Annotated in this window: 8 protein-coding genes; 4 read left to right on the top strand and 4 right to left on the bottom strand. The window is 74.0% G+C overall.

Annotation, left to right across the window (positions count from 1 at the left end):
* Positions 1 to 41: 41 nt before the first annotated feature.
* Both BLU82_RS01230 and BLU82_RS01225 read right to left on the bottom strand, forming a co-directional pair.
* Entirely contained in the window at positions 42 to 725 is a 684-nt protein-coding gene (locus BLU82_RS01230) for a response regulator transcription factor (protein ID WP_092614503.1), read from the bottom strand.
* Positions 722 to 2,245 carry an ATP-binding protein gene (locus BLU82_RS01225; protein WP_092614500.1) on the bottom strand — a complete coding sequence of 508 codons (1,524 nt, stop codon included), beginning with the start codon at positions 2,243 to 2,245 and terminating at the stop codon, positions 722 to 724. The genes BLU82_RS01230 and BLU82_RS01225 overlap by 4 nt, the downstream gene beginning before the upstream one ends.
* Before the next feature lie 124 nt (positions 2,246 to 2,369).
* On the opposite strand from BLU82_RS01225, the gene BLU82_RS01220 reads away from it, so the two are divergent.
* Positions 2,370 to 3,701 carry a PspC domain-containing protein gene (locus BLU82_RS01220; RefSeq protein WP_172885501.1) on the top strand — a complete coding sequence of 444 codons (1,332 nt, stop codon included), beginning with the start codon at positions 2,370 to 2,372 and terminating at the stop codon, positions 3,699 to 3,701.
* 79 nt (positions 3,702 to 3,780) lie between these two features.
* On the opposite strand, the gene BLU82_RS01215 is transcribed toward BLU82_RS01220, so the two are convergent.
* Positions 3,781 to 4,911, bottom strand: coding sequence for a glycerophosphodiester phosphodiesterase family protein (locus tag BLU82_RS01215; protein WP_092614494.1), 1,131 nt, complete (start codon positions 4,909 to 4,911; stop codon positions 3,781 to 3,783).
* Positions 4,912 to 5,004: 93 nt separating this feature from the next.
* Positions 5,005 to 6,576: a glutamine-hydrolyzing GMP synthase gene (guaA, locus tag BLU82_RS01210; RefSeq protein ID WP_092614491.1), complete on the bottom strand. Its 1,572-nt coding sequence runs from the start codon at positions 6,574 to 6,576 to the stop codon at positions 5,005 to 5,007.
* Between the two features lie 94 nt (positions 6,577 to 6,670).
* On the opposite strand from guaA, the gene BLU82_RS01205 reads away from it, so the two are divergent.
* The 3 genes from BLU82_RS01205 to BLU82_RS01195 all read left to right on the top strand — a co-directional run bounded on the left by BLU82_RS01205 (position 6,671) and on the right by BLU82_RS01195 (position 12,576).
* Positions 6,671 to 8,995, top strand: coding sequence for a PQQ-binding-like beta-propeller repeat protein (locus BLU82_RS01205; protein WP_092614488.1), 2,325 nt, complete (start codon positions 6,671 to 6,673; stop codon positions 8,993 to 8,995).
* 75 nt (positions 8,996 to 9,070) lie between these two features.
* Positions 9,071 to 10,777, top strand: a complete 1,707-nt coding sequence (locus tag BLU82_RS01200) for an ABC transporter ATP-binding protein (protein WP_092614485.1) — start codon at positions 9,071 to 9,073, stop codon at positions 10,775 to 10,777.
* Positions 10,774 to 12,576, top strand: a complete 1,803-nt coding sequence (locus tag BLU82_RS01195) for an ABC transporter ATP-binding protein (protein ID WP_092614482.1) — start codon at positions 10,774 to 10,776, stop codon at positions 12,574 to 12,576. Before BLU82_RS01200 ends, BLU82_RS01195 begins: the two co-directional genes overlap by 4 nt.
* The last annotated feature ends 2 nt before the right edge of the window (positions 12,577 to 12,578 follow it).

Raw genomic sequence — 12,578 nt, 5'->3', positions numbered from 1 at the left:
GGGGAGCCTACTACGTCGCGTCGTACTTCAGCGACACCGGGTCAGACGAGCCGCCGATCGGTGGCCCAGCGGGTCAGCTCGTACCGGTTGGACAGCTGCAGCTTGCGCAGCACCGCCGACACGTGCGTCTCGACCGTCTTGACCGAGATGAACAGCTCCTTGGCGATCTCCTTGTACGCGTAGCCGCGGGCGATCAGCCGCAGCACCTCGCGCTCGCGCTGGGTGAGGCGGTCGAGGTCGTCGTCGACGGACGGCGCCTCGGTGCCGGCGAAGGCGTCGAGCACGAACCCGGCCAGCCGGGGCGAGAAGACGGCGTCGCCGTCGGCCACGCGGCCGACGGCGGACACGAGGTCGTCGCCGGTGATGGACTTCGTGACGTAGCCGCGCGCGCCGGCCCGGATGGTGCCGATGACGTCCTCAGCGGCGTCGGACACCGACAGCGCCAGGAACCGCACGCCGGGCTCCTTGGGGTGCACCTGGCGGATGACCTCGCCGCCACCGCCGCCGGGCAGGTGGACGTCGAGCAGCACGACCTCGGGTTTGGTGCGCAGCACCACGGCGACGGCCTCGGCGGTGTCGGCCGCCTCGCCGACGACGTCGACGGACGGCGCCTGGGCCAGCTCTGCGCGGACGCCCGTGCGGAACATGGCGTGGTCGTCGACGAGGACGACCGTGACCGGGCCGGAGTCGGCGGGCCTGGTCTCGTCTGGCTTGGTCTCGCTCACGAGCTTCTCCTGGTCGACAGTCGGACTTCGGTGCCTTCGCCGGGCGCGGACCGGATGGTGGCCTCGCCCCCGTGCCGTTCCATACGCCCGATGACCGAGCGTCGCACACCCAGCCGGTCCTCGGGCACGGAGTCGGGGTCGAACCCGGCGCCGCGGTCGCGGACGAACACCTCGACGCCGTCGTCGCCGGCCTCGACGAAGATGTCGATCTTGTCGGCGCCGGAGTGCTTGGCGGCGTTGACGGTGGCCTCGCGGGCGGCCTTGAGGACGGCCCGGGCGACGTCGTCGATCTCGGCGTCGCCGACGGTGACCACCTCGACCGGCGTGCCGAACGCGTCCTCGACCTCGGCGGCCATCTTCGTCAGCGCTGCGGCCAGCGATGAGCCGTCGTCGACGAGGTCGCTGTAGAGCCAGGCGCGGAGGTCGCGCTCCTGGCTGCGGGCCAGCCGGACGACGGCGCGGGGGTCGTTGGCCTGCTTCTGGATGAGCGCGAGCGTCTGCAGCACGGAGTCGTGCAGGTGGGAGGCCATGTCGGCGCGTTCCTGCGAGACGATGCGGGCGCGCCGCTCGCTCTCGAGGTTGCGCCACAGCTTCCACAGCCACGGCCCGGCGATCAGCCCGACGCCGACCAGGATGACCAGCACGCCGCCGAGCGCGTCCATCGTCGCGTCGAACTGGCCCTGCCCGACGAGGAACACGACGACGCCGGCCACGACGACGCCGGCGCCGGCCACGACCCGCATGCCGGCGATCCAGCCGCCCTTGCCGGTCAGCGCGGCCAGCCACGGCAGCCGCGGCGAGATGGCCGACAGCCGGCTGCGCTCCTGCTCGTCGGCGGCCCGCCACACCAGCGTCAGGCCGGCGGCGGCCAGCAGCAGCGGGAAGAAGACGGCCGGGCTGACGCCGAGGGGGGTCTGCTGGACCAGCAGCCACACGCCGGCGCCGAGGACGACCAGCGCGGCCAGCTGGCCGAGGTCGCCCGTGCGCTGGACGAACGTGCGGCGGCGGCGCTTGCCGGTGCGGGTGGCGGCGGCGAGGCCGGCCGGCGTGTTCGCCTCCTCGGCCTCGCGCTGCACCGTCTGGTCGAGCGGGGTGAAGATCCACAGCGCGAGGTAGAGCACGATGCCGAACCCGGAGACGGCGCTGAGCAGGCTGAACGCGACCCTGACGGCGAGCGGCTGCACCTTGAACTGCGCGGCCAGCGCCACGGCGACGCCGGCGACCATGCGGCCGTCGGAATGGCGGACGAACTTGGGCGGCGCGCCGGTGTCGTCGGCGGCGTCGGGCTCGCGGGCGCCGGTGCGCCCGGCCTGGGGCGGCTCGCCCGGCGGCAGCTCACGGGAGCCGCGCTCGGTGGCCGCGGCGGCCTCGGACTCGGGCTCAGGGTCGGCGTCGACGGGCTCGGCGGGCGGCTCGACGGCGGCGTCGGGCGCCTCGACAGGGTCGTCGCCGGCCTCGCCGGGGCGCGCCGAACCGCGCGCTGCCGGCCCGGCAGCACGTGGCGTCGGCACAGTGCTCATGACATCGATGGTCACACGCGCGAGCGCGCGCCGCCATGAGGGACCTCCCGGAGATCGCGGCTCGGGGACCGTTCCGGGTCATCCCCGATGCATTCGGGGTCGTCTTCTCGGCATCATCGATGCCATGAGTGATGTGCCTCCTGCCTCCCCCGCCGCGGGCGCCGGGCCGAGCGTCTCGGACGAGTTCCGCTTGCTGCGCCGCAGCCGGTCGGACCGGGTCGTCGCCGGCGTGCTCGGCGGACTGGGCCGGCGGCTCGGCATCGATCCCGTCGTGCTCCGCGTCGCGACCGTCGTCCTCGCCATCTTCGGCGGCGTCGGCGTGCTGCTGTACGCCATCGGCTGGCTGGTGGTCCCGGCCGAGGACGAGGAGCGCTCGATCCTCGACCAGGCGCTCGGGCGTGGCGAGTACCGCCGCTCGGGCACCGTCCCACTGGCGCTGCTGCTCGGCGGCGTCGGCCTGATCGCCGGCATCGGCATCATCGCCGGCACGTGGGACGGCGGCGTGCTGCTCCTGCTCGCCGTCATGGGCGTGTACCTGCTGCTGCGCCGCCGCGCCGACGACGAACAGGCCGGCGACGGCTACCCGCAGGAGGCCGGGTTCGACTCCTACGTCTACGACCCCACCGTCGCTCCGGCGGCCCCGGGCGGGACGGTCACCGGCCCGGCCGGCGCCACGGCCGGCCCGGCCGCCACGGGCCCCGCGGCCGCCGCCACCGGCGCCGCTGCCGCCACCGCGCCCGCCGGCCCGACCGGCCCCACCAGCGGCTGGCCGGAAGGCCCCGACTGGGGCCCGCCGCCCGAGCCGCCCGCCCCCGCGCCGTCGCCCCCGCCCGCGAAGCCGGCCAAGCAGCGCTCGGCGCTCGGCCTGATCACCTTCTGCCTCGCGCTGGTGTCGGTCGGCGTGCTCGCCGCCAACGACGCCTCCTGGGCCGACTACCCGCCGGCCATCTACGTGGCGGTGCCGCTGGGCATCGTGGCGCTGGGGCTGATCGTCGGCGCCTGGTACGGGCGCTCCCGCGGACTGATCGTGCTCGGCTTCCTGCTGGCGATCGCGCTGGTCCCGGCCACGTTCGTGTCGCAGTGGGACTACCACAACTCGGGCAACATCACCCGCACCTACGTCACCACCGAGCAGATCCCCACGGGGACTCAGGAGTACGGCGCGGGCGACATCACGTACGACCTGTCCGGGCTCACCCTCACCGACGCCGACACCGTGCGTCTCGACATCGAGCAGGGCGCCGGCAGCCTCACCATCACGCTGCCGCCCAACGCCGACGTCGAGATCACCCGGGCCTCGGTCGGCGCGGGCAACCTCGACATCTTCGGCGAGCGGCAGGACGGTCTCGGCCAGGAGCTCGAGGACGTCACCGACAACGGCGCCGACGGGCCCGGCGGCGGCACCGTCGTGCTGGACCTCGAGCTGGGCCTGGGCGATCTGGAGGTGACCCGATGAGGCGCCACGACACCGACGTCGTCTCCCTGATCTTCGGACTTCTCTTCCTTGGAGTGAGCGCCATGTGGCCGTTCGTGCACTACGACGTGCTGGGACTGTCCGGCCTCGAGGTCGCCATGCCGGTACTGCTGGTCTCGATCGGCCTCGCCGGGCTGCTGGCGTCGCTGAGCAAGCTGCGCCGCGAGCGCGACCCGAAGGCCTGATCCCTGGCCCCAACCGCGGTGTCGGGGTGGTCGGTGACCACAGCGTCCACCCCGGCGCCGAAGAACACCTCGTACTCCCCCAGCGCGTCGCCGTGGCCAGCCGCCTGCGAGCCGCGGCGCCGGTCGGCCGGCAGGAACGAGTTCTCGTTCCGGAACGTCCAGGCATGCACCGCCATGCCGAGGTCGTGAGCGTCGGACACCAGCCGGCCCGGATGGCCCAGCCGCCCTTCCGGGTCGCGCGGCACCACCAGCGACCGGTGCGCCGCCAGCACCGTCGCGTACGTAGCCACCTCGCGCAGCCCGGTCGGGGTGAGCAGGTCGACGAACCGGCGGCCGTCGCCGGCGCGTTCCCAGTCGAACGGCCGGCCGGTGCTGTCGACCAGCTGCGCCAGCGGCACCGACGTGCGCGCGGCCAGCCGCCGCAGCACCGTCGGCTCGGAGCACTGGACGAGGACGGGGACGCCGCCGCGCTCCAGCCGGAACGCCAGCAGCGCCGCCATCAGCGCGTCCTCCGCCGACAGTCCCCGCTCGGCGTAATAGGTGGGGTGCTTGAGCTCCGGGCACAGTCCGACCGGACGGCCGCGGCGGCGGCCACCCTCGACCGCCAGCGTGATGATCTCGTCGAACGTCGGCACCCGTAGCCGGCCGTCGTAGGCCTGGTTGGCGGGGCGCAGCTCGGGGATCCGCTCCCGCGCGTACAGCGACCTGACCTCGTCGAGGGTGAAGTCGTCGACGAACCAGCCGGTCAGCTCGCGGCCGTCGACCAGCCCGCGGCGGCGCCGGTGCGCGAACTCCGGCCGATCGGCGACGTCGGTGGACGCGGACAGCTCGGCGTCGTGCCGGGCGACCAGGACGCCGTCGCGGGTGAGCTGGAGGTCGGTCGCGAGGTAGTCGGCGCCGAGGTCGACGGCGAGCTGGTAGGCGGCAAGCGTGTGCTCCGGCCGGTAGCCGCACGCGCCACGGTGCGCGACGACGAGGGGCCGCTGCAGCCCGGGCGTGTCCGACATGCGGTCAGGCTAGGGAGCGACCGTGTCACCTCGACCACACGACGTCGAACTGGGCGTGACGCGCTGCCCAACGCACGCGCACAATCGGACGGATCACTCCCACTCGATGGTGCCCGGCGGCTTGCTGGTGACGTCGAGCACGACGCGGTTGACCTCACGCACCTCGTTGGTGATGCGGGTGGAGATGCGCTCGATGACCTCGTACGGCAGCCGCGACCAGTCCGCCGTCATGGCGTCCTCGCTGGACACCGGGCGCAGCACGATCGGGTGGCCGTAGGTGCGGCCGTCGCCCTGCACGCCGACCGACCGGACGTCGGCCAGCAGCACCACCGGGAACTGCCAGACCTCGCGGTCGAGGCCGGCCGCGGTCAGCTCGGCGCGGGCGATGGCGTCGGCCCGGCGCAGGATGGCCAGCCGCTCGGAGTCGACGGCGCCGACGATGCGGATGGCGAGGCCGGGGCCGGGGAACGGCTGGCGCCAGACCATCTCGGCCGGCAGCCCCAGCTCCTCGCCGACCGCGCGGACCTCGTCCTTGAACAGCGTGCGCAGCGGCTCGATGAGGGTGAACTGGAGGTCGTCGGGCAGCCCGCCGACGTTGTGGTGGCTCTTGATGTTCGCGGTGCCTTCGCCGCCGCCGGACTCGACGACGTCGGGGTACAGCGTGCCCTGCACCAGGAACTCGACCTCGGTGCCCGCCTCGCCGGCCTGGGCGACGATGTCGCGGGCGGCCTGCTCGAACACCCGGATGAACTCGCGCCCGATGATCTTGCGCTTCTCCTCCGGGTCCTCGACGCCCTTCAGCTGGGTGAGGAAGCGATCAGCTGCGTCGACGACGTGGAGGTCGACCCCGGTGGCGGCGACGTAGTCGCGCTCGACCTGCTCGGACTCGCCCTGGCGCATGAGCCCGTGGTCGACGTAGACGCAGGTCAGCTGGGCGCCGACGGCCTTCTGGACCAGCGCCGCGGCCACCGCGGAGTCGACGCCGCCGGACAGCGCGCAGATGACGCGCTTGCCGCCGACCTGCTCGCGCACCGCCGTCACCGTCTCGTCGACGATGTTCGCCATGGTCCAGGTGGGCCGGGCGCCGGCGATCTCGTACAGGAAGTGCTGCAGGACGGCCTGGCCGTGCTCGGAGTGCAGCACCTCGGGGTGCCACTGCACGCCGGCCAGCCCGCGCGCGGTGTCCTCGAACGCCGCGACCGGGGTGTCGGGCGTGCCGGCCAGCACGGCGAACCCGGCCGGCGCGGCGGTGACGGAGTCGCCGTGGCTCATCCACACCTTCGTGCCGGTCTCGACGCCCTGCAGCAGCGTGCCTTCGACTTGCACGGCGAGGTCGGTGCGGCCGAACTCGGACCGCCCGGTGTGCGCGACGGTGCCGCCGAGCGCCCGCGCCATGGCCTGGAAGCCGTAGCAGATGCCGAACGCGGGGACCCCGGCCTGGAACAGCGCGGGATCGACGGCGGGGGCGCCCTCGGCGTACACGCTGGACGGCCCACCGGACAGGATGATCGCCTTCGGGTTCTTCGCCAGCAGGTCCGCGACCGGCATGGTGTGCGGGACGATCTCGGAGTAGACCCGCGCCTCGCGGACGCGCCGCGCGATCAGCTGGGCGTACTGGGCGCCGAAGTCGACGACGAGAACGGTGTCATGGGAGGTCTCGGCCACCCATCGAGCGTAGTGCAGACCCTTGGCAGGATGCCGCCCCCTCCAGTAGGGTCGCGAGGCGTATTTACGGTCCAGCCCGTAACTCGGAGGTTCGATGCGCCACCCGCTGCTCGCCGCCGTTCTCGTCGCCGTCGCCCTTCCACTGGGTGCGGCTCCCGCCGCGGCCGTCGCGCCCGCCGCGGCCGCCGCCGAGCCCGTCCCGCTGGGCGCGCCGCTGAGCGACGTCAACCTGATCGGCGGCGCGGTGGCGACCACCCCCGACGGCGTGCCGACGGTCTACGGCGTCACCAACGGCGAGCCGGCCCGGCTGACCGCCGCCGACGCACGCACCGGCGAGATCCTGCTGACCACGCCGCTGCCCGGCGCCAGCTCGTCGTACAGCGTCATCACGCTCGACGGCGGCGACGTCTACATCAGCGCGAACTCCAACGGGCACCTGTACCGGCTGCCGTGGGGCGCCGGCGCCGTCGAGGACCTCGGCCAGGTCGCGCCCGGCCAGACGTTCGCCTGGGACATCACCGAGGGCCCGGACGGCCGTGTCTACGGCGTCACCTACCCCGGCGCGCGGCTGTACGCGTACGACCCCGACACCCGCGAGTACCAGGACTACGGCGCCGTGGCCGCCGACACCCAGCAGGGCCGCACGATCGCCTCGTACGGCGGCAAGCTCTACGTCGGCACGATGACGCGCGCACACCTCGTCGAGGTCGACCCCGCCACCGGCGACCAGCGGGAGATCGCACTCCCGCCGGCTTCCGACCCGGGCAACGACCTGACCTCGGTGTTCGATGTCAACGTGGCCGGCGACCGGCTGTACGTGCGCATCGGCACCGACATCAAGTACGCCCCGCTGTACGAGTACGACCCGGCCACCGGCACCTGGGGCGCGTCGCTGGACACCGTCGCCGGGCTGGAACTGCCCGCGCCCGGCCCGGACGGCGAGCTGTACGTCATGCGCACCAACACGCTGACCGCCTGGGACCCGGCCACCGGCGACGTCACGCCGACGTCGCTGCGCTACGAGGGCCGCGTCTACAACTACCGCGGCGCCGGCTGGGCCGACCTCGGCGATCCGGAGTGGCCCGGCCTGACGCTGACCGGCTTCTTCTGGCGCGGCGAGCTGTGGCGGTACAACCCGCGGACCGGCCGCGGCGAGGTCGCGCGGACGGAGGTTCCGGGCGAGCCGATCGAGATCGTGTCATTGGAGCCGGCCACCGGCGGCGGCGTGTGGGCCGGCGGCTTCCTCGGCGGCTTCGCCCACGTCGACACCGCGACCGGCGCATCGCGGTTCAACCGGTTCTCGCAGACGGAGTACCTGTACGACGACGGCGACTCGGTATGGGTGGGCGCCTACCCCGACGCGCGCGGCTACCGCTACGACCCGGACGCGGCGTTCAACGACCCCGACTACGCGCCCGGCCCGCCCGGGACGCCGGTCAACCCGGTGAAGCTGTGGGACTTCAAGCAGCACACGGCGAACCCGCAGGACCGGGTGTTCGCGCTGCTGCCGCTGGACGACGTGGTGGTCGCGGCGACCGGGCCCAAGGGCTCGACGTTCGGCGGGTCGGTCGCGGTCTCCGACCGCGCGACGGGCGAGACCCGGTTCCTCGACGACCTCTCCCCAGATCGCGCGCTGACCTCGCTCGCGGCATCGGCGGACGGTGCGACGGTGTACGCGGGGACCTGGGTGTACGGCGGCACCGGCAGCCCCGATCCGGTGCAGTCCGACGGGACGGTGCTGGCGTTCGACCCGGTCAGCGGCGACGTCCGCTGGCAGGTCACGCCGGTGCCGGGCGCGCCGGCCTACGTCGCGACGACGGTCGACGCGGCCGGCCGGCTGTGGACGCTGGCCGGGTCGGCGCTGGTCGAACTGGACCCGGCCACGGGCGCGACGCTGCGCACCGTCCAGCTCGGCGACCCACTGCCGTCCGGGCGGAAGACCTGGCCGCACCAGGCCGGCATCGTCGAGACCGTGCCCGGCGCCGACGCGGTGTACGTGTCCGTCGGCGGCCGGCTCTACTGCGTGTACGGCGCGACCGGCGCGGCCGAGGACCTGGGCGCGTTCGCGTACTCGTCATTCACCGTGCTCGACGACGGCGACCTCGCGATGGCGTCCGGCCCGGAGCTGTTCCGCTGGACGCCGCCGGCCGTCGACGCCGCGCCGCCCGCCGTCGAGGTGGGTGTGGCGCACGTGGACGGCGACTGGCGACCGTACCTGGAACTGACCGCCGACGACGGAGCCGGCCTCGGCGTGCACGAGATCGCCTACCGGCTCGACGGCGGGCCGTGGACGACCTACACCGGGCCGGTGCGGCTGCGGCCAGGGCGGCACCTCGTCGAGGTCAGGGTGGCGGACCGGGCCGGCAACGTCGCGAGCGTCACCGAGCGGCTCGAAGCCCGGCCCGCGTTCGGGCGCTGACCAGCCCCGGGAACGATCCCAGCAGGCGGAAAACCAGGTGCGGCACAGCCTTCACCATCCGTACCGTGGTATGTCGTGCGCGATCTTCCCTACGCCGACCCCGGCATCCCCGACACCCGCTCCCGTTTCAGGTTCCTGACCTGGCTGGCGCGGGCACAGTGGCGCACGCTCGTCGTCGGCGGCTTCTTCGGCGTCGTCTGGATGGTCGCGCAGGCGCTGATCCCCTGGGGCATCGGCCACGGCATCGACGGCATCGTCGCCGACGACTCCGGCAGCACGGCCCGCTGGGCGGTGTTCGTCGGCGGGCTGGGCCTGCTGCAGGCGCTGGCCGGCGTCATGCGCCACCGCGCGTCGGTGGCCAACTGGTTGTACGCGGCGTTCCGGGTCATCCAGCTGGTCTCGCGGCACACCGCGCGCACCGGGCCGGCGGTGCCGAAGTCGATGCCCACCGGCGAGGTCGTGGCCACGGTGTCCAGCGACTCCATGCACATCGGCCACATGATGGAGGTGGTGCCGCGCTTCGTCGGCGCCATCGTGTCGTACCTCGTCGTGGCCGTCATCGTGCTGAACACGTCCGTGCCGATCGGCCTCATGGTGCTCATCGGGGTGCCGCTGCTGGTCGTCGCCATGGGCCCGCTCATCCGCCCGCTGCAGGAACGGCAGCGCCGCCAGCGCGAGGCGCTCGGCGACCTCACCGCCCTCGGCGCCGACACCGTCGGCGGCCTGCGGGTGCTGCGCGGCATCGGCGGCGAGAAGGTGTTCATCCGCCGCTACGCCGAGCGGTCCGAGACCGTCCGTGCGGCCGGCGTCCGGCTGGCCGGCACCCAGGCCATCCTCGACGCCGTCCTGGTGCTGCTGCCGGGCATCTTCCTGGTGCTACTGACGTGGGTCGGCGCGCGGCTGGTGCTGCGCGGCGACATCGAGCCGGGCGCGCTGGTGGCGCTGTACGGCTACGCGTTCTTCCTGCTCATGCCGGTCCGCACGGCCGGTGAGATGGCGTTCGCGGCCACCCGTGCGGTGGTCGCCGCGCGGCGCGTGCTGGCCGTGCTGGCGGTCGAGCGCGAGGTGCCCGACACCGCCACCGACGCGCCGGCGGCGCCCGCGGGCGTGCTGGTCGACGACGCCACCGGGCTGCGGGTCGAGCCCGGCTCGCTGACCATGCTGGTCGCCGACGAGCCCGGGTTCACCGCCGCGCTGGCCGACCGGCTCGGCCGGCTGGTGCCCGGCAACGGCGTGCGGCTCGGCGACGTGCCGCTCGACCAGCTGAGCATCGACGAGGTCCGTCGCCGCATCGTGGTCAGCGACCCCGAGCCGACGCTGTTCACCGGCTCGCTGCGGGGCGGGCTCGACCCCTACGGACGCCACGACGACGCCCAGCTGACCACGGCCATGGAGACCGCGTCGGCCGGCGACGTGCTCGAGACGCTGCGCGAGGGCCTCGACGCCACCGTCGAGGAGCGCGGCCGGTCGCTGTCCGGCGGTCAGCGGCAGCGGGTCGCGCTGGCCCGCGTGCTGGTGCGCGAGCCCGAGGTGCTGGTGCTGGTCGAGCCCACCAGCGCCGTCGACGCGCACACCGAGGCGGCCATCGCCGGCCGGCTGCGCGACGCCCGCGCCGGGCGCACCACCGTCGTCGTCACCGCCAGCCCGCTCATGCTGGCCAAGGCCGACACCGTCGTCTGGTTCGACGACGGCCGGCTGGTCGCCACCGGCAGCCACGACGAGTTGATGAGCACCACCCCCGCCTACCGCCGCACCGTCACCCGAGAGGAGGACCCGGAATGAGCACGACCCCCACCCCGTCGGCCGACCGGACGCCCGCGGGTGCGCTGCCGGTCGCCACGCCGGCCGAGGTCCGCCACGAGGCCGCCCGGCTGTTCCGCCGGCACCGCGGCACGCTGATCATCGCGCTGGCCGTCCACGTCCTGGCGGCCGCCGCCGGGCTGGCCGGCCCGTTCCTGCTCGGCCGCATGGTCGACACCGTCACGAGCGACGGCACCGAGACCAGGGTCGACGTGCTGGCCGCCGTGCTGGCCGGCTGCATCGTCGTGCAGGCGCTGCTGACCCGGGTGGCGATCAAACGGTCGCTGGTGCTCGGCGAGCGGGTCTTCGCCGAACTGCGCGACACCTTCATCACCCGCGTGCTGAGCCTGCCGCTGTCCACCGTCGAGCGGGCCGGCACCGGCGACCTCGTCGCCCGCACCACCGGCGACATCGACGCGCTGTCGCGCACCGTGCGGTTCGCGGTGCCCGAGATCCTGGTCGCGGTGGTCACCACGGTGCTCACGCTGACGGCGGCCGTGCTCGCCGGTCCGCTGGTGGCGCTGGGCGCCATCGTCGGCGCGCCGCTGCTGATCGTCAGCACCCGCTGGTATCTCAACCGCGCGCGGGCCGGATACCTGTGGGAGCGCGCGGCGTACGCCACCATCAACGGCACCATCACCGAGACCGTCGACGGCGCCCGCACCATCGAGGCGCTCGGCCTCGGCGACGTCCGCGTCACCCGCGGCGACGACGACCTGCGCGAGGCGTTCGCGGCCGAGAAGCGCACGCTGTTCCTGCGCAGCGTCTGGTTCCCGTCCGCCGAGATGGCGTACGTGCTGCCGGTCGTGGCCACGCTGGCGTGGGGCGCCTGGCTGGCCGCGGGCGGCCACGCCACCGTCGGCCAGGTCACCACCGTCGTCCTGTACATGGTGCAGATCGTCGACCCCGTCGACCGCCTGGTCTCGTGGCTCGACGAGCTGCAGGTCGGGCTGACGTCGTTCGCCCGGGTGGTCGGCATCGCCAACGTGCCGCCCGACCGCGCACCCACGGGCGCCGTGCCCGCGGGCGAGGACATCGAGGCCTCCGACGTGCGATACGCGTACGTCGAGGGCCAGGACGTCCTGCACGGGGTGTCGCTGGAGCTCGCGCACGGCGAACGGTTGGCCATGGTCGGGCCGTCCGGCGCCGGCAAGTCGACGCTCGGGCGGCTGCTGGCCGGCATCCACCCGCCCCGGCAGGGCCGCGTCGACGTCGGCGGCGTCCCCCTGGTCGACCTCGAGGTCGACCAACTGCGCCGCGAGGTCGTGCTGGTCACCCAGGAGCACCACGTGTTCGTCGGCACCCTGCGCGACAACCTCGCGCTGGCGGCCCCGTCCGCCTCCGACGACGACCTGCGTCGCGCGCTGGGCGCCGTCGACGCGCTCGAGGCCACCGACGCGCTGCCCGACGGACTCGACACCGTCGTGGGCTCCGGCGGCCACCAGGTGGGGCCGGCGTTCGCGCAGCAGATCGCGCTGGCCCGCATCGTCCTCGCCGACCCGCACACACTGGTCCTCGACGAAGCGACGTCGCTGCTCGACCCCCGGGCGGCGCGGCATCTGGAGCGGTCGCTGTCGGCGGTGCTGCACGGGCGCACGGTCATCGCCATCGCCCACCGCCTGCACACCGCCCACGACGCCGACCGCGTCGCCGTCGTCGAGGGCGGCCAGATCGCCGAGCTCGGCTCCCACGACGAACTCGTCGCCGAGGGCGGCGCCTACGCCGCGCTCTGGGAGTCCTGGCACGGCACCCCGGCGTCAGCGCCGGCCGACCAGCGATGAGC

The sequence above is a fragment of the Jiangella sp. DSM 45060 genome (assembly GCF_900105175.1).
Classification (GTDB): Bacteria; Actinomycetota; Actinomycetes; order Jiangellales; family Jiangellaceae; genus Jiangella.
This window is presented reverse-complemented; position numbering and strand designations above follow the sequence as displayed.

Excerpts from the sequence above, each read along its gene's own strand:
- BLU82_RS01225 (WP_092614500.1), bottom strand. The coding sequence starts at position 2,245 with ATGAGCACTGTGCCGACGCCACGTGCTGCCGGGCCGGCAGCGCGCGGT.
- BLU82_RS01220 (WP_172885501.1), top strand. The coding sequence starts at position 2,370 with ATGAGTGATGTGCCTCCTGCCTCCCCCGCCGCGGGCGCCGGGCCGAGC.
- BLU82_RS01215 (WP_092614494.1), bottom strand. The coding sequence starts at position 4,911 with ATGTCGGACACGCCCGGGCTGCAGCGGCCCCTCGTCGTCGCGCACCGT.
- BLU82_RS01205 (WP_092614488.1), top strand. The coding sequence starts at position 6,671 with ATGCGCCACCCGCTGCTCGCCGCCGTTCTCGTCGCCGTCGCCCTTCCA.
- BLU82_RS01195 (WP_092614482.1), top strand. The coding sequence starts at position 10,774 with ATGAGCACGACCCCCACCCCGTCGGCCGACCGGACGCCCGCGGGTGCG.